The sequence below is a fragment of the Paenibacillus sp. FSL R5-0701 genome (assembly GCF_037973995.1).
Classification (GTDB): Bacteria; Bacillota; Bacilli; order Paenibacillales; family Paenibacillaceae; genus Paenibacillus.
This window is the reverse complement of record NZ_CP150230.1, coordinates 285,185-307,346: the sequence shown is the minus strand read 5'-3', so window position 1 is coordinate 307,346 and position 22,162 is coordinate 285,185. Positions and strand designations below refer to the sequence as shown.

16 protein-coding genes are annotated in these 22,162 nt (G+C 47.6%); 6 read left to right on the top strand and 10 right to left on the bottom strand.

The annotated features are described in order from the left end of the window. Positions 1 to 8 precede the first annotated feature (8 nt). The 4 genes from MKZ13_RS01390 to MKZ13_RS01375 all read right to left on the bottom strand — a co-directional run bounded on the left by MKZ13_RS01390 (position 9) and on the right by MKZ13_RS01375 (position 5,771). Positions 9 to 857 carry a carbohydrate ABC transporter permease gene (locus tag MKZ13_RS01390; RefSeq protein WP_339181273.1) on the bottom strand — a complete coding sequence of 283 codons (849 nt, stop codon included), beginning with the start codon at positions 855 to 857 and terminating at the stop codon, positions 9 to 11. Next, the gene (locus MKZ13_RS01385; RefSeq protein ID WP_036616398.1) at positions 854 to 1,804 is read right to left on the bottom strand and encodes a sugar ABC transporter permease; all 951 of its coding nucleotides are present in this window, start codon (positions 1,802 to 1,804) and stop codon (positions 854 to 856) included. Before MKZ13_RS01385 ends, MKZ13_RS01390 begins: the two co-directional genes overlap by 4 nt. Positions 1,805 to 1,851: 47 nt before the next feature. Further along, entirely contained in the window at positions 1,852 to 3,192 is a 1,341-nt protein-coding gene (locus tag MKZ13_RS01380) for an ABC transporter substrate-binding protein (protein WP_339181269.1), read from the bottom strand. Between the two features lie 332 nt (positions 3,193 to 3,524). Next, positions 3,525 to 5,771, bottom strand: coding sequence for a glycoside hydrolase family 88 protein (locus MKZ13_RS01375; protein WP_339181267.1), 2,247 nt, complete (start codon positions 5,769 to 5,771; stop codon positions 3,525 to 3,527). 370 nt (positions 5,772 to 6,141) lie between these two features. Here MKZ13_RS01375 and MKZ13_RS01370 point away from each other — a divergent pair, with 370 nt between their 5' ends. After that, entirely contained in the window at positions 6,142 to 6,969 is an 828-nt protein-coding gene (locus MKZ13_RS01370) for a methyl-accepting chemotaxis protein (RefSeq protein ID WP_339181264.1), read from the top strand. A 166-nt stretch (positions 6,970 to 7,135) separates the two neighbouring features. Here MKZ13_RS01370 and MKZ13_RS01365 read toward each other — a convergent pair whose 3' ends face one another. Further along, positions 7,136 to 7,954 (bottom strand): endonuclease/exonuclease/phosphatase family protein, encoded by an 819-nt coding sequence (locus tag MKZ13_RS01365; protein WP_339181262.1) that lies wholly within the window; start codon positions 7,952 to 7,954, stop codon positions 7,136 to 7,138. A gap of 283 nt (positions 7,955 to 8,237) precedes the next feature. On the opposite strand from MKZ13_RS01365, the gene MKZ13_RS01360 reads away from it, so the two are divergent. Beyond that, a complete protein-coding gene (locus MKZ13_RS01360; RefSeq protein WP_339181260.1) occupies positions 8,238 to 10,013 on the top strand; it encodes a hypothetical protein in 1,776 nt (591 codons plus the stop codon). A 5-nt stretch (positions 10,014 to 10,018) separates the two neighbouring features. Continuing rightward, a complete protein-coding gene (locus tag MKZ13_RS01355) occupies positions 10,019 to 13,039 on the top strand; it encodes a DEAD/DEAH box helicase (RefSeq protein ID WP_339185284.1) in 3,021 nt (1,006 codons plus the stop codon). Positions 13,040 to 13,151: 112 nt separating this feature from the next. On the opposite strand, the gene MKZ13_RS01350 is transcribed toward MKZ13_RS01355, so the two are convergent. Continuing rightward, complete coding sequence (locus tag MKZ13_RS01350; protein WP_339181258.1) at positions 13,152 to 13,616, bottom strand: hypothetical protein; 465 nt, start codon at positions 13,614 to 13,616, stop codon at positions 13,152 to 13,154. Between the two features lie 382 nt (positions 13,617 to 13,998). On the opposite strand from MKZ13_RS01350, the gene MKZ13_RS01345 reads away from it, so the two are divergent. After that, positions 13,999 to 14,682, top strand: coding sequence for a type 1 glutamine amidotransferase domain-containing protein (locus MKZ13_RS01345; RefSeq protein WP_339181256.1), 684 nt, complete (start codon positions 13,999 to 14,001; stop codon positions 14,680 to 14,682). Positions 14,683 to 14,786: 104 nt separating this feature from the next. On the opposite strand, the gene MKZ13_RS01340 is transcribed toward MKZ13_RS01345, so the two are convergent. From MKZ13_RS01340 to MKZ13_RS01325, 4 genes are all read right to left on the bottom strand, one after another. After that, positions 14,787 to 15,737 (bottom strand): 2-keto-3-deoxygluconate permease, encoded by a 951-nt coding sequence (locus MKZ13_RS01340; RefSeq protein ID WP_339181254.1) that lies wholly within the window; start codon positions 15,735 to 15,737, stop codon positions 14,787 to 14,789. 15 nt (positions 15,738 to 15,752) lie between these two features. Continuing rightward, positions 15,753 to 17,210 carry a family 1 glycosylhydrolase gene (locus tag MKZ13_RS01335; protein ID WP_076210289.1) on the bottom strand — a complete coding sequence of 486 codons (1,458 nt, stop codon included), beginning with the start codon at positions 17,208 to 17,210 and terminating at the stop codon, positions 15,753 to 15,755. A gap of 48 nt (positions 17,211 to 17,258) precedes the next feature. Next, positions 17,259 to 19,187, bottom strand: a complete 1,929-nt coding sequence (locus MKZ13_RS01330; RefSeq protein WP_339181251.1) for a beta-glucoside-specific PTS transporter subunit IIABC — start codon at positions 19,185 to 19,187, stop codon at positions 17,259 to 17,261. Between the two features lie 139 nt (positions 19,188 to 19,326). Continuing rightward, positions 19,327 to 20,172, bottom strand: a complete 846-nt coding sequence (locus tag MKZ13_RS01325; RefSeq protein WP_339181249.1) for a PRD domain-containing protein — start codon at positions 20,170 to 20,172, stop codon at positions 19,327 to 19,329. 328 nt (positions 20,173 to 20,500) lie between these two features. Between MKZ13_RS01325 and MKZ13_RS01320 the strand changes: the two genes are divergently transcribed. Both MKZ13_RS01320 and MKZ13_RS01315 read left to right on the top strand, forming a co-directional pair. Next, positions 20,501 to 21,037, top strand: coding sequence for a sigma-70 family RNA polymerase sigma factor (locus MKZ13_RS01320; protein WP_339181246.1), 537 nt, complete (start codon positions 20,501 to 20,503; stop codon positions 21,035 to 21,037). After that, complete coding sequence (locus MKZ13_RS01315) at positions 21,021 to 22,145, top strand: DUF4179 domain-containing protein (RefSeq protein WP_339181244.1); 1,125 nt, start codon at positions 21,021 to 21,023, stop codon at positions 22,143 to 22,145. Before MKZ13_RS01320 ends, MKZ13_RS01315 begins: the two co-directional genes overlap by 17 nt. The last annotated feature ends 17 nt before the right edge of the window (positions 22,146 to 22,162 follow it).

Sequence of the window (22,162 nt, the reverse complement as noted above, 5' to 3'; positions counted from 1 at the left end):
TCTTGGAATTACCCTTTGAGCCCAGAGGTCGCGATTCCTTCCACGAAGTACTTTTGACACACGATAAATACAATGAAACATGGCACCAACGACAACACCGACATGGCAAACATCGGACCCCAATCGGATTGAGAGCTGGAATCAAGGAACAAACGCAGACCCAGTGGCACGGTGTATTTGCTCACGTCACTCAGGTAGATCAACTGACTGAAGAAGTCGTCCCATGTCCACAAGAACGTAAAGATCATCGTGGTAACCAGCGCTGGGAAAGCAAGTGGAATGATGATTTTGGTGTATATTTTCACAGGACCGCATCCATCGATGGTGGCCGCCTCATCCAACTCTTTAGGCAATCCCCGGAAGAACTGTACCATGAGGAAAATGAAGAAGGCGTCAGTCGCCAACCATTTGGGCACGACAAGCGGCAGATACGTATTCACCCACTCCAGGTGGTTGAAAAGGATATACTGCGGGATCAGCGTCACATGATGGGGCAGCATGATTGTCATGAGCATCAGGCCGAAACAGATAGCTTTGAAACGAAAATTCAGTCGGGCGAACGCATACGCCGCCATAGAGCAGGAAATCACATTCCCCAGCACAGCTCCAAGCGATAGAACGACAGAGTTAGTTAGGAACCGGGAGAACGGATTACCCTGAATTCCCGACCAGCCATTCATATAATTTTGCCAATTCCATTCCTGTGGCCAGAACCAGGTCTCTGTAAAGATCATATGTCCCGGTTTGAATGAGCTGCCCAGCATCCAGAGGATCGGGTAGAGCATGATAAAGGCGATGCCTGAGATCAACACATGTTTGCCGACGACCCATGCTGTAGAGTTCCGTTGTCCAATCATGATTTCCCACCATCCTCATAGTGCACCCACAGCTTGCTGCTGCGGAATACGAGCAATGTAAATACGCCAATCAGGATGACCAGCACCCAGGCCATCGCGGAAGCGTAGCCCATCTGAAAGAATGAGAATCCTTTTTTGTACAGATACAGAGAGTACATTAAGGTTGAATTCACTGGCCCTCCGCTACCGTTACTGATAACAAAAGCCTGTGTGAACGATTGAAACGATGTAATCAGCTGCATCACGAGATTGAAGAAGATGACAGGTGACAGAATCGGCAACGTTATATAGAAGAATCTCCGAAGAGGACCTGCACCATCTACCGCTGAGGCTTCATCATACTCGGGTGGAATCTGCTTCAGGCCAGCCAGAAAAATAATCATCGACGATCCAAACTGCCATACGGATAACAGGACGATGGAGTACAGGGCATACTTCGGATTCGCAACCCAATCGGGAGCTTTAATACCTACCATGGCAAGGACACTATTGAGCAGCCCATCCCCACCCAGCATTTTACGCCACAACATCGCAATCGCCACGCTACCCCCAAGCAATGTCGGGATGTAATACACCGTCCGGTAAATACCGAGTCCTCGAATCCCTTTGTTGAGCAACATGGCTACCAGCAGCGCAAAGATCAACTTGACCGGTACGGATACAGCGACATACGTGAAGGTGACTTTGAGCGACTGGGTAAACAGTTTATCCGATGTAAACATCGTGGTGTAGTTATCCAGACCGACCCAGGAAGGGGCGGCCAGGATACTGTAATCAGTGAACGAGATGTATAACGATACCAGCATGGGACCAAGGGTTAGAAATAACAATCCGACAAGCCATGGGGCGAGGAACAGAAGCGCTGCTCCATTGTGGGCATATCTCCGTTTCACCCGCCGGGTAGTTACACGCTCGATTCGGGCTTGACTGACCTGTGATGTCGTCATCTTCGCAACCTCCCCGCAGAATTAGAAGTCTGAGACAGTTTCAATTATTATTGACTCGATCCAAGCGTAGCCTTGGCTCCTTCAATAAACTGGGCAATGACATCTGGAGTACTGCCTTGACCGAAGGCGATCTGCTCGCTTGCGCTCTTGAAACTTGTGTCCACTTCAGCAAATCCTTGCGGGTATGGCGGGTCAATCTCGCTGGAGTTCTTCGATACCGTATCGATAAATTGGAAAATGACTTGCTCTGCTTCCGGCAGCGTAGGTTGCATCTGTTCACGAATACTGGAATTGACCGGTACCCCACGTTCAGAACCAAGAATAGCGGTTGCTTCTGGATCATTGACCATGAAATCAATGAACATGGCAACTTCCTTTGGATGTTTGGTTTTGCCATAACCGGAGAGGAACTGGCCTGGCTTCAGATATTCACCGATTTGCTTTTCACCTACACCATGCGGAAGAACCTGTATGCCAAGCTTATGATCCTGGTTTTTGTTCACCTGCTGGAATGTCAGCAATTGATTAGACCATGCAAAATCCATCGCAGCTGTACCCAGCGAGATCGGGCGTGTCTCCAGCGCATTGGTTGTGGATGCCGTTATCTCCGCTGTGGTCACTCCACCATTCTCGCGTAGTGCGCTCCACATATCGAACCATTGCTGAAGCTCCTCGCTGGTAGCTGTCATTGTGCCACCATCGAACAATCCTTTTCCGGATTGCCGGATAAACACTTCAAACATGTTCGTTGTACCGGAAATGTCTGCAGATCCATAGAACCCCTCACCTTTGGCTGCGGCGATCTTAGTCGCAATATCCCCAAAATCCTTCCATGTCCAGCTCTCTTGTGGTTCTTCGATTCCTAATTCCTGAAATACGGTGGCATCATAGATGACACCCGGTGCGTTAACTCCGAGGGTAATCGCATATAATTTATCGTCAATTGATCCGGCTGTAATCATGCTCTGATCATGGTCCTCTGTCCGCAGCTCTTTGCTCTCTGCAAACGGGGTCAGGTCAAGCAAGGCCCCACGCCGGGCAAAGTCAGTCAGAAAGGCGTAATCCATCTGGATGATATCAGGTGCATTCGAACCAGCTACCTGTGTAGTCAACTTGTCAAAGTAACCGTCCCAACCGGAATATTCAGGTTTAATGGTGATTCCCGGATGTTTCTCTTCAAACAATTGGATGACTTTGGTCGTCAGATCATGTCTAGTCTGTGATCCCCACCAGGTCATGCGCAGTTCAATCTTGCCTGATGAATCTCCTTCACTTCCACTTGCTTCTCCAGAAGAAGATGGTGTATCGGTGGCCCCTCCAGAACAGGCTGTAGCGAACAATAACAGGGACAGGCAGAACAGGGTTACCCACTTTTTTGTAATCATCATAAATGAATTTCCTCCCCTTCTTGCATTTATGGAATCGCTTACATAACCTATTGTATCGGTCCATTGCTGCACATGACATAAACAAAAGTAAGCTTTCCTGTCAAAAAAGTAAGGAGTTACAGGAATCAAAAACCACCAGGAATGATATTCCCGGCGGTTCCGTTCCCGTATCGGTATGATTACGGGTATACATGCATGATACGTAAGAAGAAGATAGCGGGTTGATATGGAACGAAAGTATGAATTCAAATCACGGCATTTCTTTCTACGGGCCATTGAATGGTCGGAAAAGCTCGATGTTCAGCTATAAAAATGTGTTTCCTGCGAGTCTGTCAGGAATGTGAGACTGCAGGTGAAGACACTCTGTGCTCAGCCAGATGTTTCTTCATTTTTGCCACTTCAGTTCCTGCCAGCATCATAATGCCTATTCCGTGATTGTCATTGGTGACGGTACGCAAGTCCTGATCATAATACTCTGCCGTAAACGCATATCTCGAACCGCTGCACACACCATGCACATTCCCTTGACGATCGATTGCTTTGCAGATGAGTCCCTTCCAAGCCCACTCGGCAGCTGCGACATAAACTTCAGGGTCTTTGAACCAGCCAAAACGCACACCTCTCGCAAAACCATAGGCAAACATCGCCGTGCAGGAGGCTTCTTCATACGTCTGCGGAACATTCAACACCTGATGCCACAACCCGCTTTCCCCTTGAAGCGCTGCGTACCCTTCACACAGCTCATTGAAGAAATCTATTAAGGCTGGACGCTCGGGATGCTCTGCCGGCAAAGCTTCCAATACCTCCGTCAAGGAAAACAGTGTCCAGCCATTTCCCCGTCCCCATGGAATCTGCGTTGCCTGTTCGTATTTGAAATCATACACATGGGACATGATCTTGAACTCAGGCATAAACAGATACTTCCGATACAGTGAAAATTGTCTGGCGGCTTCATCCAATGCGGCCGAGTTGCCTGTCACCCGTGCATAACGAACGAGAAACGGCGTACTCATGTAGAGATCATCTGCCCACATGGTATTCTCGGCATACTCCCCTACGCATGTGCGATAAAATGCCCCATCCTCCTGTCGTTCCAAACGGGAAAGCATGAAATCGGCGATCCGTTCAGCAATCGGAAGAAACGTTGGTTCATGACACTCGGAATACGCTTCCAGCATGGCTGAACCAAAAGAACCGCAGTTATCCAGCATTTTCAGCATGACCAATTGTTGATTGACTGCCGGGAAACCATACTGCTCCCGATCCCATAATGAGTACTCATACATCTGGGTACATGCCTGCACATGCTCAGCCGCATAACATGTAATGTCTGGTCTCTGCAAATAACGCCCAGTCCGTAATAGACCATATACAGTGACACCCAATGGATAATCCCAGCGACCATAATTAGTCACACTGCCCACTGTCCATTTGTTGCTTAACATCGCGTTCTCATAATAAGGTCTGATCCAAGCATCCGGTCGATCCAAGCGCCAATATGTCTGTCCTTGCCCCGTTTGATACACTCGGTCCGTTCGAGTCAGATCCGCCAAGTCCGGTTCAACCTCCAATTCAAAAGGTCCAACATATAACCAAGACTCTCCATTAGCACCGTGCACACGCTGAGGAAGTTCCAGTGAGAGCGGCTTGCCCGACACGGTTGCGTTCAAATTAAAATGCCAAGGTCCCGCCGCCGTATCATTGCATTCACTTCGGACAATCAGGTCACTCCGCCCAAAAGAGGCTGGTACATCCACCTCGAACGGACCCGCTTCCTTCACTTGCGCCACAGGCTTGCCACTAATCCATATACTCAGAGAACCGGAAGATTGACCTGACAATCGCACCGCATTCCCGGTTGAATCGTTATTGTTCAGATGGGTCCAAGCATAAGCATGTTTTCCAGGATGATTTCCGAATATTCGTTCGAAAGCTGGCTTGGTTTTATCTTCATCAGACCAGCCTGTCTCAGGCAGCCAGTTCAAGCTGTAATCTGTTTCTTTTCCAAGCAGGTCTGGTTGCTTACTCGCAGCCCGGTTCGGTTGGGAGAACACCCACCCCGCTTGTCCCTGTCTCTCCTGGAATGGAGCAAATACATTCAAAATGCGCACTTTTCCTTCATCTGACCCAAATTGGCAGCCAAATCCGGCAGGGGTGTTTTTCATCTCCAGCCAAATGGTGTTCCAACCAGGCTTGATATCGATGCTGAGCTTCACCGTTGCGTCTGGACTAATCTCATCCATTACGGTAGAGCGATAGACCAACTGCTCATTGAAATAGAAACGAACAGGCCCATAACAGCGGACCAACACGTCCAGATTCCGGTCCTCGTCCCCCCAAACCAATGCAGCTGCGTAGGATATATGGTCTTTAGGTGCATCAGGAAAGCGTTTACCTAAATTCAGATCATAAAGCCCTTTTTCATTTTGCAAAATACCAGACTTCTGGAATACCCGATATACAAAATCAGCCTGCGCATTGGCTCCAATATACCTCTCGGCTAGTACCTTCAACACCTGATCCTGATCTTCTCCAAATCGGTAATACATGCTCTGCGGTTCACTGAAATAGGTCGTCATCGATGGCACACATCCTTCTTCTGTTGAAATAAATTCTTATATCATAGCATTCATACCATCCACACTAGAGCACTAAACTAATATGCAGTAATAAAGTATAGCGCTTAACCTAGGTGGGTAATCCCCTTACCGGGAAATAGGTATGTCCCTTGGTTATCTTCTGAATAGCCGAATAATAATCCCAGTATAACTGACATGTTCTGTGGTGGCTACAGATTTTTGATTACGCTTACAATTATATTGGATTTAGTCGCCTTTTCTCTCTAGGTTAACTTAAATTTAAACAATGGTTTAAAAACAAGAAAACGTTACCGATATAAATACTAGATTGAAAAATTCCACTTTTTGTATCGGGAAGGAAAGATGCACATTGAATACTCTTGAATCTCTGGTAAATGCTATGCCTTTTGTTAGCCAAATGTTCCGTGACGACATATCCATATCCATTAATGATCATGAGAAAGTATTGTATTTTTCCGAGGCAAAAAGTCTGGAGATTGGCGTGAAGGTTGGGGATGAGCTGCATGATGATTATAAACATTTCAAAATGCTGACTAACAGAGATTCCCGTACCGTGGCACGTATGCCTGGTGATCTGCAGGGTAGACCTTTTGATTCCATTCTAATCCCTATTAAAGAGAACGATCAGGTTGTGGGTATATTGGGTGTAAACTACGCGCTGGATAGCCATATGACATTGGAAAATCTGATTCGTGAAAATGAAACAACCATTAATGCTCTCGTTGGTGGCATTCAGCAGATTGCTGCACATTCCGAAGAACTCTCCGCAACCTCGGAAGAGATTCTACGTAACTCCAAAAAAGCTTCAGAGAACTCGGTCAGTGTAGGTAAAGTAACAAACGTCATTCGTGAAGTATCGGAACAAACCAACCTGCTTGGACTCAACGCCATGATAGAGGCAGCCCGTGTGGGCGATCAGGGAGCTGGCTTCGGTGTGGTTGCCAGTGAAGTACGCAAGCTGTCCGATCATACGAAACAAGCAGCGGCTGATATCGAATCATCCCTAGGCAGCGTGCAAGATTCCATGAAACATATGGAGCAGGAGATCAGTCAGATTACAACCGCAACAGTGGATCAGGCCAAGCTTGTTACCGAGTTCATGGAAAGTATCGAACAACTTAGCGAGACAAGCGCGAATCTGAAAAAGTTTGTACATCAGATGCTGTCGCTCGAGTAACAGTCCACAGCAGAAAGAAAGAATGAATGATATGATATGTACATAGACACAGAAAATGATTTAGAATGTGAAAAGCCTCCGGCAACTTCCCTTAACAGGAAGTCAGCGGAGGCTTTGTTTCGTATTTGCGGTGATATCACCTTTATAGTTTATGGTCACACGGCTGTTATATCTCTACAGCGACACCAAAATGGTCGGACACGACCGGCCCGTTTTTACCGTTCAAGACCACGGTAGAAGATTTAGCCTGAATCGGACGATTGGAGAAAATATAGTCGATCCGAAGATCGCGTTTGTTATCTGCCCAGCCGGCAATGGCCTTCACCACAGTTGCTCCTTCATCCTTTTGCAATGCTGTGGTGTACAGGTCATTCCAGCCTTTGCTCATCATATAATCATAACCTTCATCACGCACTTCCGCGACATTATTGAAATCACCCATTATATATAACGGCTGATCCATGTAGGGGGCAAGCTTGCTCTCCGTTAACTCCCACTGTCCCTTGAAAGGTTCCTGCGCATCATCCCACCAGTTATAATGTCCGTTCACAAACCAGGTTGCTTCACCTTGGACGACCGTCTGGATTCCCACAATCTTGCGTGTACGATAGTTGTTATAATCCCGCATGTGGGACACGTATTCCCCAAAAGCCTGCTTAATCGGCGTCCGGCTAAGGATCGCCAGTCCTTCATCGTACTTTTGGAACCCAACATGAGCGGGAATCCACGTCCAGTAATATTGCTCTGTCAGCTGCTGAAGCAGGACGTAGGCATAGTTGTCTTTTTTAATCACAGCGTCGGATTCAGTAACATAATACATCTTCAGTTCTTCTTCAGAAAGCGCGACTTCCTGCATCGATTGGTTGACCTCCTGCATGGAGATCACATCGAATTGATGTGTATTAATAAAATCAGCCAGCTGACTGATCTTGTTCAGTTGATCCTCTTCCGCCCAGGCGTGTGTGTTTAACGTAAGTATTTTCATATGCTCTCTCCTGTTGTGTGTAATATGGCCGTTTCCCCGGCCTGCATCGTTCCTGAAAGGAATACATACCATAAGCATACACAATATGGTGTAATCATGCATTCCGTCCGCCAGCAGAACCGACGTGTTCATCCTGATTCCAGTTGGTCTAAAATAACTTCAAATTCTTCATACCCCATGCACGGATTGGCTCATAACTGATATGATGGATACAACAAATTTACAACATCACGTCATAGACGTGGTGACTACTGAACCTATGTTTACCCCAGGAGATGGAATGATGAACATACCGAATAACATGAGGATGGATGATGCGCAGTGGCAACAGTTGATCAGGCAGGTTGCGGAGCATTTTAATAACCTGACGATCATGCGCGGATTCCAATATTATAAACAGAAACGTGTCGGACCATTAACCTATTCCGAACAACAAGGGATCTCGGCCGTTGTACAAGGATCGGAAGAGTACGAGGTCACACTAAGCATGCAGTCCCTGACTACAAGTCATTGTACCTGCCCGGTGAGTTCCGTATGCAAACATATGACGGCTGTATTAATGAGTTATGCCGAGCAACTGGAGCGACCTGTGCATGCGATTGTGAATGCGCACTCCAGTACTGCGCTCAAACAAACGACCAAACCCGTCGGTGCCATGTCCGCAGGACTATCCAGCTATACAGATGCCGATAAACAGCAGGATACGGACATTCCGGACAACCAATACAGCCAGATCAAGGAACGTGCAACAGAGCTTGCTGATCTCGAAATCTCGGAATGGCACGAGCTATTCCACTCCTGTCTGAGACGGCTGGGTACTGGCACAGCAAGCACGTCCTACGTACAGGAAGCAACGGACGAGCTATATGCCATTAAGCCAAGACTGAACGCTGCAATGGACCAACTTTTTGAACTACATGTACAGCTGCACCTCATCCGATTCTGCGTGCCGCCGGCCCGTAACTCCATCACGCATACCCCCGTGTACTTGAGTTACCCTGCCCAGCTCGCGGTGGATGCACTTCTGAAAGACATTGAGCGGATCTTTAACCATCCACTAGACCTCTCGGGTCTAAAGGGAAACAAGCTTGAACAACTTTGGAGCAGACTGGCCGAAACCTCAGCTTATTTACGCAAACAGATGATGCCTGAGACAGCCAGCATGATGTTCTTCACCCCGATCTATCGACAACTTTGGTTGAACTGGATTGTACCTGAGCTTCAAGGGTCGCGGGACATGTTAGTGTCGGAACAGGCCATCTTAGATGATATAGAGCGCAATATAACCGCCGCTTCGCCACCTTCACAGTCAGGTGGGAGTGTCTTGGGTAGCGCTCAAAATAATGGAAGTAGTAGTGATAGACCAGGCAAAGCCGTAACACTGCCCCTGCCGCTAGTACTAGCGCAGAGCTGGATGCACTTCCATGTAGGGCAAGATGATCAGGCATGGCAGCGACTCATCCATGGAAGCTCAACCTACGGTTTCCCGCCAGAACAACTGTTGCATTTTCTCCATGTACTCGCAGACTCGGCCGAATGGAAGCGGCTTGGGGATTGGTTGGTACAACTTGGTCCCTTGCTGTCGAATCGGCGTAATACACCTTTGAATGATTACATGCATCTGTGGGACACGGCTATTCAACATCTGCCCGATACAGAGAACCGCATGTGGGACACGCTTGTCAGTATGCTTCCCCACTCCCGCCCCGCCTACGAGGATGCTATGCATTCGCGTGGACAGTGGCGCAGATGGATTGATTTTCAGCTGAGTACGGGAACGGAACCTCTCGAATTCCGCGTAGCGATGCTGCAACCGATCGAAAAAGATGCACCTGAGCTACTGCTCCCCTTCTATCATCAGGCAGTGGAGCGTTATATCGGACACAAAAACAGGGACGGATACAAAGCAGCCGTGAAGCTGCTGAAACGTCTGTCCAAAATCTATAAGAAATTGAAGCAAGAAGCGCACTGGGAGCAATTTATCACAACACTCGCTGTTCGTAACAGTCGGCTGCGCGCCCTGCAGGAAGAGCTTCGGAAAGGTAAACTGATCTCATGAGCTTAATTCATCCTTACACTGAAACGATTGAGGTTCACGTCGCTTTAACCGGATATGGCGATGCTTTGTTTTATGGAGCACTCAACACGCACCACTTTGTATCCGGACAGTCGCTTAAGCAGCGATTGTTCGCCTGGCATGTGCCTTCCTTCTACGGCACCGAATTAGAAGTTCGGCAGATTGAAGAGATTGAGCTGGTTGTTCTGCCAGCGGAAGAAGTGATTCCCTTCTTTGCAGAGATGCATACCCTGCTTCATATTGAATGGAAATGGGACGAACAGGCGGAACATCTGATTCGACTAGCTCCCGCACTCGCATCTTCTATCGAAAAACGCAAATACGTACCTAGCTTCGAGGCCTACCGTGCAGGACAGCTTCAGTGGACCTGGGACCCGGATAGCTTGAAGAAGCAGGATCGAGCATCGCTTACCAAGGCGATTCAGCAGACGGACGAGAGTTATGCCGAAGGACTCGGGGCGGCCTACTCCGCCTTTGTATTCCAGCGCTGGTACAGTTCGGAGGAAGCGGCAACCGATCTGCGGCGTGAATTCCCGCAGTTGTTCCCAGAGCGCGGCACTCTCCCTAAGACAGCCGGAATGGACGCCCAGTCCTGGCTCGTATCCATTGGCTGGAAAGCGGATGCTGCACCATTCAGGCCCATGCTGCAATTGCAGGAGCCGGATGAGGATGAGCCATCTTGGCGTCTGCGACTGGTATTACAGAATAAGCTTGATGCCGCTGTATTGGTACCCGTCATGCTGGATTCGCGCGGCAGGCTTGAAGGGGAATGGCCCGAGGTATGGACCCCCTTCGTTCTGGACCGCTCTGCCGGATGGCTGGATCAGCTTCGCGCACATCTGCCGCGTCTCGGAAGTTCCATTAGCGGTAGACGCGATGTGCTGAGTGATCCTTTGGGAGATCAGGAAGCCTGGCAGTTCCTGACGCAGGATAGCGGCAGGTTGCTCGCAGCGGGCTGGCAAGTTCTGCTGCCTGGTTGGTGGGAAGCAGCCCGTAAGAAGAAACCAAAGCTTCGCGCCAAGGTGCAGCCTGAGGAAGGCAGTGAGCGGGGACAGTCGTTCTTTGGACTGGACTCGATAATTCATTTTGACTGGCGCATTGCTATCGGTGACACGGACCTCAGCGAAGATGAGTTCGCCGACCTTGTTGCCCGTAATGAACGACTGGTTCGCTTCCGTGGAGAATGGGTTCCTCTCGACCCCGACCTGCTGGAACAGATACGTCGTGCCATGGGCGGTGTAGATCGGGAACAGGGACTCTCATTCCAGGATATTCTGCACCTGCATCTGCTGCACAATGAGCAACGGGAATATCGCAACCAGAAATGGAAGGAAGGACAACAAACTGAGGAAGAGCAGCAACCACAGGATGATCAGAACATTCGGCTGGAAGTAGAACTGAATGAGCACCTGAACCGGGTTATTGCACAACTCGGGGGCGGACAAGGCGGCGCACCTTCCCTGCCCATTCCGACAGGGCTTCATGCCGAGCTGCGATCGTATCAGAAGGAAGGTTTTGCATGGCTTGGTTTCCTGCGCAGATTCGGACTTGGGGCATGTCTTGCCGATGATATGGGTCTCGGAAAAACCATTCAATTCATCACGTATCTGTTACACATCAAGGATCATGAACCACGTAAGCCGGGACAAGCCCCGGTACTTCTGATCTGCCCAACCTCCGTACTGGGCAACTGGCAAAAGGAAATTAGCCGCTTCGCACCCTCCATTAATGTCAGTCTACATTATGGCGCACGCCGATTAAGTGGAGAAGAATTCCGGGAGCAGACCGAGCAGGTGGATATTATTATCACGTCCTTTGCTACGGCTACACTGGATCAGGAGATGTTACAAACCTATACGTGGTCATGCATCTGTCTCGATGAAGCACAGAATATCAAGAATGCTCAGACCAAACAGTCGCTGGCTGTCCGCAGTTTCCCGGCGAAACACCGCATTGCCATGACAGGTACGCCGATCGAGAATCGGTTGTCCGAGCTGTGGTCGATCTATGACTTTATCAATCCAGGATATCTGGGCAACGCCCGGGCATTCCAGACTCGCTTCATCAGTGCTATCGAAAAAGACAAAGATGAGCAGCGGATGCAGGATCTGCAGCAATTGGTGAAACCATTCATGTTGCGCCGCAAGAAAAAAGATCCCAATATCCAACTCGATCTGCCGGACAAAAACGAGATGAAAACCTATATTCACCTTACGGGCGAACAAAGTGCATTATATGACCAATCCGTGCAGGCCCTGATGGATAAAATGAAAGAATTGGAAGGTATCAAGCGCAAAGGTGCGATCCTCTCAGCCCTAACTCAGCTTAAGCAATTGTGTGACCACCCGCTGCTGCTGACAAAGGAAGCTTTGCCGGAGGAGCTACCCGAAGACGGTGCACTGACATCTGCTTATGATGTGTACAGCCCGCAGGATATGGCGATGCTGATCAGCCGCTCCGCAAAGCTGGAACGACTGATGGAGCTTGTCCGTGAATTACGGGACGAGGGCGAACGATGCCTGATTTTCACCCAATACATTGGTATGGGACAGATGCTGCAACAAGTACTACGTCAGGAGTTGCAGGAGCCTGTATTGTACCTGCACGGGGGTACGTCCAAAACGGCGCGAGATCGCATGATTGAGGAATTCCAGTCCCGTACATTGCCTGAGGATAAGCAACCATCCGTCTTCATTCTGTCCATCAAGGCAGGCGGCGTGGGATTGAATCTGACCGCAGCCAATCATGTGTTCCATTTTGACCGCTGGTGGAACCCGGCTGTTGAGAACCAAGCTACCGACCGGGCTTATCGGATGGGTCAGACGAAGGATGTTCAGGTGCATAAGTTCATCTCTCTTGGCACATTGGAGGAGCGGATCGACGAGATGTTGGAGAGTAAACAGCAGCTCAGCGATAACATCATCACAAGCTCCGAGAACTGGATTACCGAATTGTCGACGGATGAGTTGCAGGATCTGTTCACTCGGCGTCGTGACTGGTCGGGCTAACTTGGATTAGATGAGATATATCATAGAAAAAGAGAAATACAAAAAGAGCGAAGTTTCGGAATTTAAATTCCGGCTTCGCTCTTTTTGTGTTGTTGCAGTTAATCATCCGTTCTTAACGCATGTTACCGATGATGGATGATCTTGAATCCTGCATTTTTTTGACAAAGTTTGTCATTAAATCAAACGCTTCATTGCGCTTGTTGGACATGGACTGCAGACGAAGCATGTCCATCTGTTGCGAGTTGCCCGCAGCATCAATTTGGCCTTTCAGCTTTTGAACAGCTGCTTCATCCCCGTTTTGCTGGGCTACCTGCAATTGAGAGTTCAACTCCGCGATCAGTTGATTACGGTTCTGAACTTCCTGAATTTGCGTTTGCAATTGCGCATCCAGCAATTTGGTGCGTTCGCTCTGAACCATCATCAAAGCCGTTTCGATATCCATACTGCTGATGTTGACAGGTGTTATGCCAGAAATGTTGGAGACTGAAACTGTGCTCGCTGAAGCTGAAGAGACGATGGATACTGCAGCAACAGCAGCAACTACTGTTGAAGCGAAAAATTTGCCTGAACGTTTCATGAATGTTCCCCCAAGTATATATGTAATATGTACCAGTTTTTCGTTGGCATCTTCCGCCATTCTAAATCAAAAGAACTAGTTGTTCAATCAAATTAACTTCAAATTTGAATTAATTAAGATTCGCCTTACACATGCCTACCTCGGCTTACAATTTGAGTAAATTAAGCAGGGCATAATAAGTAAAACTATATTTTTACGGCATATTTACTACTACTAGTTTGTTCTTTACTCCTACGCTTGAAAGTCACATTGGAGATCGACGATACGTTCATGATTTTACTTTAGAAAAAGGTTATGTTATATTCGATAATAGATTTTACACAATTTAATTTTGTGATATTTAATATAAATTGATGTTATATATTTTACGGGAGGTTTTTATATGAAAAAGATTCTGGTTGTTCTAACAAATGTAGATAAGTACGCAACAAAGGACGAGCCTACTGGCTTGTGGCTGAGCGAAGCAACTCACTTTATTGAAGAGTTTGACCATAATGACAATGTTCAGATCGATCTGGTTAGCCCTAAAGGTGGGAGCGTACCACTTGATCCGAAAAGTCTGGGCGACTCTCTGGATGAGAGCACCAAAGCCTATTTCGAGAACGAAACGTTCATGAACCAATTGAAAAATACGTTGAAACCTGGCGAAGTAAACGCGAGTGACTACGATGCAATCTACTTCACAGGGGGTCACGGTACGATGTGGGATTTCCCGGACAATGCCGAACTTCAAGAGCTTTCTCGTGATATCTATGAAAAAGGTGGCGTTGTATCCGGCGTGTGCCACGGGGTTACAGCCCTGCTGAATGTGAAGCTGTCCAACGGCCTACTCTTGATCAACGACAAAACCGTTTCCGGCTTCACGAATGAAGAAGAAACATTGGCTCAACAAACCGAGTATGTTCCTTTCCTGCTGGAAGATGCTTTGAGAGAACGCGCTGCACAATATGATAAAGCTGCTGCCTTCAGTTCCTATGTCACAACAGATGGCCGCGTGGTCACAGGACAGAATCCGCAATCCAGCAAAGCTGTAGCTGAAAGTGTTAAACAACTGCTGGGTCTGTAAAATAAACCGATTGATCCTTCTCCTCCCCCAGGAGATCATATAGATGTACAAAGCAAAACAGCACGTGATCCGTCATAATCTGACAGAACACATGCTGTTTTTTTCTAGTGATTTGTCGAAGCAGAAGCTTCCGTCGCTGTTCCTCCCGCCAAACGCTTCACGATATAAGGCACGGTCACCGACGTCAGGATCACGGCAAACGCAATCTGAGCGATAGCTGTGTCCACATATGGCGCATACACCGGATTGAATTCGGCAGCCATCGAAGGCACCACCATGGACAATCCAGCAACCGAACATGTCGCAGCCGCTGCGTAACCGGGCCGTCTTAATATCGTGCGATCGATTCCAATGAGCGGCAGCATGCAGATCAGCAAAAATAACACCGTGACCAGCAAACCGGACAGACTGGACTGAAATGCAATGCGCAGATCAATATTGGACCCAAAGCTTGTACCTAGGAAAGGCAGCAGAATCAGTGTTCCCGGAGCGAACATCTTCTGTATATTTCTGTCCAGGTTACCAAGCAGTATCCCGATCAAGAAAGGTACTAGCGTAGCAAGTACACTGAGGTAATCGATACCGACACCGCTTGCCGAATTCAATATCATAACCGGAATAATCGGTACGGCGATTAGATTCAGAATGCCAAACGCAGCACGATCCACATCATCTCCGTACGTGTTCATCAAGGCCAGATATAATCCCGGATTACAACTGGTCAGAACGGCAATGAAGGCTACCGCAGAAACACCCCCGAACCCACTTATGCCAAAAAAGTGTACAAACGCCCAGCCGAACAGGCAGCTGATGAGGATACGTGAAATACAGAGCACCCCTGCTCTCTTCAAAGTCACCAGAAGCTGTGACAAGTTAAGCTGTGTTCCTGATATCAGTAAAATCATACCGATCAGCACCATGGTACCTTTCGATGTGAACAGCGCTGTTGTTGGATCTCCGATCTGAAAAAACGATGGAAACACCGTGTTGATGACCGCGGCGGCCAGCATAGGAACAATCAGCAAGCCGCCGGGTATTTTTTTGATACGACCCATAATGTTCATGCTCTGTTACAGTTCTGCTCCGTTGGTACGGATCACATTCTGATACCAGAAGAAGGAATCCTTACGATATCTTTCGAGCGTACCATTGCCATAGTCGTCCTGATCCACATAGATAAATCCGTACCGTTTGCTCATCTCAGATGTCCCTGAACTGATCATGTCGATTGGTCCCCACATCGTGTATCCCAACACCTCGACCCCATCCGCAATGGCGAGTCCCATCTGTTCGATATGTTTGCTCAGGAAATCAATCCGGTATGGATCGTTGATCGTTCCGTCTTCGTTCAGCTTGTCGTAGAAGCCTGAGCTGTTCTCCAGAATAAAGACAGGCTTTTGATACCGATCATAGACGAGATTCAGCGTATAACGCAGGCCAATCGGATCAATCTGCCAACCCCACTCGTTAGCGGGCAGATGCGGGTTTTTATATACACTGTGTACATTGCCTGCCGTTAGTTCGAGCTGCTCTGTATCACTGCTGGAAATCATCGAGTTGTAATACGACATCCCCACGAAATCAGCCGTATGTGCTTGAATGCTATCCAGATCGCCATCCTCGATGTGCAACTGGATCTCCTTGTTTTTGAAATACGTTTTACTATAGTAAGGGTACTCGCCTTTATTGAGCACATCGAGATAGAACTGATTTTTCATCTGATCATCCTGCTGCATCTGAAGCGCATCCTCCGGCTTGCAAGTGTAAGGATACGTTGTGAAATAAGCCACCATACTTCCGATCTGGTTATTCGGATCAATCTCATGAGCCATCTTGGTTGCTCTGGACGCAGCTACAAATTGATGATGCAGCCCCTGGAACAGCATTTCTTCATAATTTGGAGCATCATAATCAATGATTCCCAGCGTTTTGGCCGATGCTTTCACGCTCATGTTGATCTCGTTGAATGTCACCCAATATTTCACTTTGCCCTTGTAGCGATTGAACAGCACATCACAATAGTTCACATACAGATCAATCAGCTTGCGGTTATACCATCCTCCGAACTTGTCCATCAGTACAATTGGTGTATCAAAGTGGCTGATGGTAATCAGGGGCTCCATACCCTGTTTTAGACATTCATCAATCACCTGATCATAGAACTCTAGTGCCTTTTCGTTCGGAGCGGCATCGTCGCCACCCGGAAATACTCGGGCCCATGAAATGGAATAACGAAATACTTTGAAGCCCATCTCGGCAAACAAGGCGATATCCTCACGGAAAGAATGATAAAAATCGATTCCCCGGCGCTTTGGATATTTCACGGTATCCGGGTCATTCCTGGCCTCTTCAATCATCTCCCAATTCACTCTGATCTGCTTGGTCACTTTGCGGTCGTTCTTCTCGTTAAACTTCATCACTTCTGGAATGGTCAGGCTCTTGCCATCCACATTATAAGCTCCCTCGGCCTGACAGGCAGATAGTGCACCGCCCCATAAAAAATCTTTTGGAAAATTGGAATTTGTCATTTTAGTTTCCTCCTGTTATTACGTATTATTAAGGTCTTATTTCAAGTTTTAAGGGATCAGCTTCATTAGCGCTTCGCTCTCCCGAATCGGGCCGTTGGTCGCTGTGGTCAGTACGTCTCCATACTGTTGCATGTTGGTTACCACAATGGATGTAATCGTGTTATAGCCTGCTGACGTAATGCCTTCTGGATCAAACTCCACCAATAAATCGCCGGCCTTGATTGTCTGCCCCTGTTCGATATGGGCGTTAAAATACTTCCCTTTCAGACTGACGGTATCCACCCCGATATGAATCAGGATCTCGACACCATTCGCAGCTTTCAATCCGATGGCATGTTTGGTGCGATAAAGTGCTTCGACTACTCCGTCAAATGGAGCGTATACCTTGCCATCTGTCGGAACAATCGCAATCCCTTTACCCATTAACTCTTGGGCAAATGCCTGATCTTCTACCTCAGAGATCGGTTTGATCTCCCCTGTCATTGGACTAACGATAAGCATGTCCGAAGATGTGGATGTCTGTGATGATACGGATGCTGGAGTCACCTCTGTGGCAACGGCTGGCTGATTGCGGTTTACTTTATCCGTAGCTTGCTGCTTCGATTTACTTCCTTCAGTATCTTCCTTAATGCCCGCTAACAGCGTGAACACAAACCCGAGTACAACTGCGGCAATACAACCAATAACGACATACATGTAACGATCCGATGAATACGTGCCAATGGCCAATACACCTGGAAGTGAAATTGCATTCGCTGTTGTATGCACCAAACTGTAGAATCCACCGACTAATCCGCCTGCTAGACAACCTGCGAAAAACGGACGTTTGTATTTCAGCGTTACACCATAGATCGCCGGCTCAGTAATCCCGAACAAAGCGGTGAATCCACTCGAAGCAGCCGCTGATTTCATCGTTTTACTCTTGGTTAGGACAAACACACCGAAGGCTGCTCCAGCCTGAGCCAAATTTGCTGCCAGTGCCGTTGGTAACAGCACGGTTGCACCCAGTGTAGCCACTTGTTGAACCTGAATCGGCATAATGGCATAGTGCATACCAAACATGACCATGATCGGTTTGAAAAATCCAAGAATCGCACCAGCAAGAACACCTGCGGTTGAGAACAATGAGTTAATGCCGTTGGTCAACCAGTCACCGATATATGATCCTACTGGGCCAAGCACGATCAGTTCCACTGGAATCATAATGAACAAAACAATCATTGGGGTAAGCAGGACCTGCAGAAACTTGGGAATCACTCGATTGACGATTGGATACACATAACTCATAATCCAAACCGCCAGAATGATGGGAATGACGGAAGAGGAATATTTCATCAATAGAATCGGCATACCGAGAAAATCAATACTGTTTACACCCGTCTCAGCAATCTGAGCCGCAGCATTCAAAATGGTTGGATGCATTAGTCCCGCAGCAAGAGCTACCGCCAAATAGGGATTAGTTTTGAAACGATTTGCTGCACTAACAGCCAGGAAGAATGGCATGAAATAGAAAATACAGTCCCCGATCATGTTAATGATCGTGAGGAAGCCGGAGCCTTCCAGGTAACCCATGGCAGTTATAACGGTGGCCAAACATTTAATCATCCCGCAACCAACAAGTGCTGGCAGGACAGGCGTGAATATACCTGCGATAGTTTCAAGCACTACGTTGATGGGGTTACGTCTCTTTTTCGGTCCACTGTCTGTAGACTCCGTAAGCTCGCCAATATGGTCAGAAGTTAAATTCTTCACTTCACTGTATACCGCGTCTACTTTGGCACCGATAACAACCTGAACCTGTCCACCGGAATTTTGTGCCTTGAGCACGCCTTCAAGCTGATCCAGCGCTTTGAGGTCTGCTTTGTTATCATCCTTCAATACGAATCTCAAACGGGTTGCACAGTGTGTCAGACCCGATATATTTTGCTCGCCGCCAACGAGATCAAGTACGTTTTTAGCCAAGTCTTTGTTGTTCATGACCCTTCTCCTCTACATGAGTAAATTGGATATATAAAAAATGACCAAGCCGGGGAATCGTCATTCCCTACGCTTGGTCATGCCTGATCGAATCAGTAACAGTCCAATATGGATTATTCGGTTAGTTCCTTCATTAGGTTCATTCCGTTGGTTCATTCGAAATCAATCGTTGGATATGCAAGATCAGATATAATTTTTCATCATCCGAACAGGTCCAGCCGTAATTATTTTTCAGGAAGTCAGCAATCTTCTCCACACAAGCGAGTTCCTTCGGAAACTTCTCCTTCACCATCAGGAACAGCGATTCATTCTCGTCTTTGAGCGATTTACCGCTCATCTGCCTAAGAATGAAATACCGGATATGTGTGGCAAAGCGCATGAAATGGATGGAATCCTCCTGAAAGTCAATTTTGAGAGCATATTTGATCACAGACAGAATCTCGCCCGTAACTATGGTCACCTTGGTGGTATCCGTCATCTCTCCCGATCCCACCTGTGCATTAACAAAATGCAGAGCAATCAGTGTTGTTTCGGCTGTTGGCAGAGCAATATCCGTTTTTTCCTGAATCAGCTTCAGCGCAGCCTCCCCCACCCGGGTCTCGTCCGGATAGAGTGTCCGCACTTCCCATTCCAGCGGATTTTTGATACGGATGCCTTCTCTGGTTCGGGTTAATGCAAAACTGATATGGTCGGACAGGGTGAGAAGCAGATTCGGGTTAAATGTTTTATTCAGAATCTGACTGCCCAACTTGATGACTTCCTCCGCGAGATAAATATCCTCAATCGGAATACTGTTCAGCAGGTCATACATACGGATGTTCTTTGGTGCCACAAAAATTTTCTCCACCAAGTCCGTCTCCGTCAGCTCATAAGGGGTTTTCAGAAATCCTACACCCTTGCCTACGACAAAAACCTCTTCGTTATGTTCATTAATAGCGATGGCCACGTTATTGTTTACTTTCTTGATAACCTTCAATGTTCTCACCCCCCAACAAAAATAAAAAAAGACCGAAAGCGATTACAGTAAAGCAATCGAATTCGGTCATGCCTGGTTTCCCCAGTAACAGTCCGTGTTATGAATATAAGTTTATTATAGTGCTGTTTTTGAAAAAGTCAATCATCCAATCTTAGGAAAAATCAGCCTCTCTTCTCATTGAAGGGAACGTAGAGACCCGATACGTCATATATAACAACGCCCTTTTTTAAAACTATAAAAAGAAAATGTGACCATATGCCCTACCCGCCAGTCTAATTCATATAAAAACCAGCCAAGTGCTGGCTTCATCCCTCCAATACGAAAGGAGCTGTTATCCATGGGTTCAACCGATCTCGTTAACCAGGCCATCCAAGGAGATCGTGAAGCCTTTATCCGGCTTATTCGAGACATTGAAAACTCTTTGTACAATACGGCAAAATCCATGCTGCGAAAAGAGGAGGACGTGGCCGATGCCATTCAGGAGACAATTCTGAACGCATACAAATCGGTGCGTACACTCCGGGAACCCCGGTATTTCAAAACCTGGCTGTTTCGTATCCTCATCAATGAATGCAACACGATGCTGTCCCGCCGCGCTCTCTCCACCGCTTATGCAGAAGTACCTTCAGATAAGCGGGAGCATTCCAGTCCCTACGATGAGGTCGATATGCGAGAAGCGGTAGACCATCTGGAGGAATCGAAACGAATTGTTGTCGTTTTGCATTATTTTGAAGACCTGTCCCTGCGTCAAGTCGCCGATGCCCTGAATATTTCCGAAAGTGCAGTGAAAATGAGACTTACTCGGGCAAGGCAGGAGTTATATCAGAAATTCAAAAATTTTCGGGAGGTAAACTTACATGTCAAACCCGTTTAATATCGATCAGGAATTAAAGAACCAAGCAAAGGAGCGTCCTCTGATGTCTGAACTTGTTCGTAACCGGATTGATGCCACACTGGAATCTCTGCCGACGTCACCAGACACATTGAAAACGGAACAGACTTTGCGCTCCAGTCGCCGGAACAAGCGATGGCACAAGGCTGCAGCCGCGACGATCGCAGCCGGAGTGTTGGGCGTTACCGTATTTGCATCCGGCTTTGTATCACCGGCCATGGCTGCCTCCTTGCGCAATATTCCACTCGTGGGCAGCCTCTTCAGCTCTATAGAAGCTGATATGGGTCTGCGAACGGCGGGCAACGAAGGCTTGACTACCCCTGTTAACAGCAAGGTTGCTTACCAGGATGTGAAGCTCGAAGTGCTTGAAGCGGTATATGATGGTACACGTGCTGCGTTTCTGGTTCATTTCACTGCGCCTAATCTGAATCAAGGCGAATATGACAATGGCAAGGACATCGTGAAACTGAGCAGCGGAATTGAGAATGTCTTTCTAAAAGTGGACGGGACCCGTCCGAATAGCGGACTGTTCTATAGTTCGGTAGGAGAAACGCAGCCAGATACACTGCTCTTTGAGCAGGTCATTTCCTCCGATCAGGGAACGGCACATTGGCCAGATCAGTTCGACGCCAAAGTTCAATTGACATTGCAGGGTATTGATCATGAGTTCGAGCTGACGGTTCCATTTACCAAATCAACAGATAACATTCATCGGGTTCTGCCTAACACAGCCATGACCAACGATCTGTATACGGCCGCTGTTACGGAAGCTGAGGTTACCCCTGTCACCACTCGCCTAACTACTGTTATCAGTTTGAATGATAAGCATACTCTTACGGCAAAAGAGCAGGAACAGCTGAGTCACATCGGATATGCCGTCTATGATGATCAAGGGCGGCAACTGAGCTCACTCAGCGGCGAGGGTACCTATAAAGGAACCCAATTAACATCCGAACGCATATATGCCACAACTGCCAAGAATATAAAATATCTGATAGTGAAACCTTTTGAGATCAAGGATGACTTCGCTGAAGAGGTTAAAGATAAACAATTCATCAAGGGAATGGAAATGAAGATTCAACTTCAATAGCCTAATATCATTGCCTT

Coding starts and splice junctions, on each gene's coding strand:
- MKZ13_RS01320 (WP_339181246.1), top strand. CDS start 20,501: ATGGGTTCAACCGATCTCGTTAACCAGGCCATCCAAGGAGATCGTGAA.
- MKZ13_RS01315 (WP_339181244.1), top strand. CDS start 21,021: ATGTCAAACCCGTTTAATATCGATCAGGAATTAAAGAACCAAGCAAAG.
- MKZ13_RS01380 (WP_339181269.1), bottom strand. CDS start 3,192: ATGATGATTACAAAAAAGTGGGTAACCCTGTTCTGCCTGTCCCTGTTA.
- MKZ13_RS01335 (WP_076210289.1), bottom strand. CDS start 17,210: ATGACAAATTCCAATTTTCCAAAAGATTTTTTATGGGGCGGTGCACTA.
- MKZ13_RS01365 (WP_339181262.1), bottom strand. CDS start 7,954: ATGAAAATACTTACGTTAAACACACACGCCTGGGCGGAAGAGGATCAA.
- MKZ13_RS01340 (WP_339181254.1), bottom strand. CDS start 15,737: ATGGGTCGTATCAAAAAAATACCCGGCGGCTTGCTGATTGTTCCTATG.
- MKZ13_RS01375 (WP_339181267.1), bottom strand. CDS start 5,771: ATGACGACCTATTTCAGTGAACCGCAGAGCATGTATTACCGATTTGGA.
- MKZ13_RS01330 (WP_339181251.1), bottom strand. CDS start 19,187: ATGAACAACAAAGACTTGGCTAAAAACGTACTTGATCTCGTTGGCGGC.
- MKZ13_RS01350 (WP_339181258.1), bottom strand. CDS start 13,616: ATGAAACGTTCAGGCAAATTTTTCGCTTCAACAGTAGTTGCTGCTGTT.
- MKZ13_RS01385 (WP_036616398.1), bottom strand. CDS start 1,804: ATGACGACATCACAGGTCAGTCAAGCCCGAATCGAGCGTGTAACTACC.
- MKZ13_RS01345 (WP_339181256.1), top strand. CDS start 13,999: ATGAAAAAGATTCTGGTTGTTCTAACAAATGTAGATAAGTACGCAACA.
- MKZ13_RS01390 (WP_339181273.1), bottom strand. CDS start 857: ATGATTGGACAACGGAACTCTACAGCATGGGTCGTCGGCAAACATGTG.
- MKZ13_RS01360 (WP_339181260.1), top strand. CDS start 8,238: ATGAACATACCGAATAACATGAGGATGGATGATGCGCAGTGGCAACAG.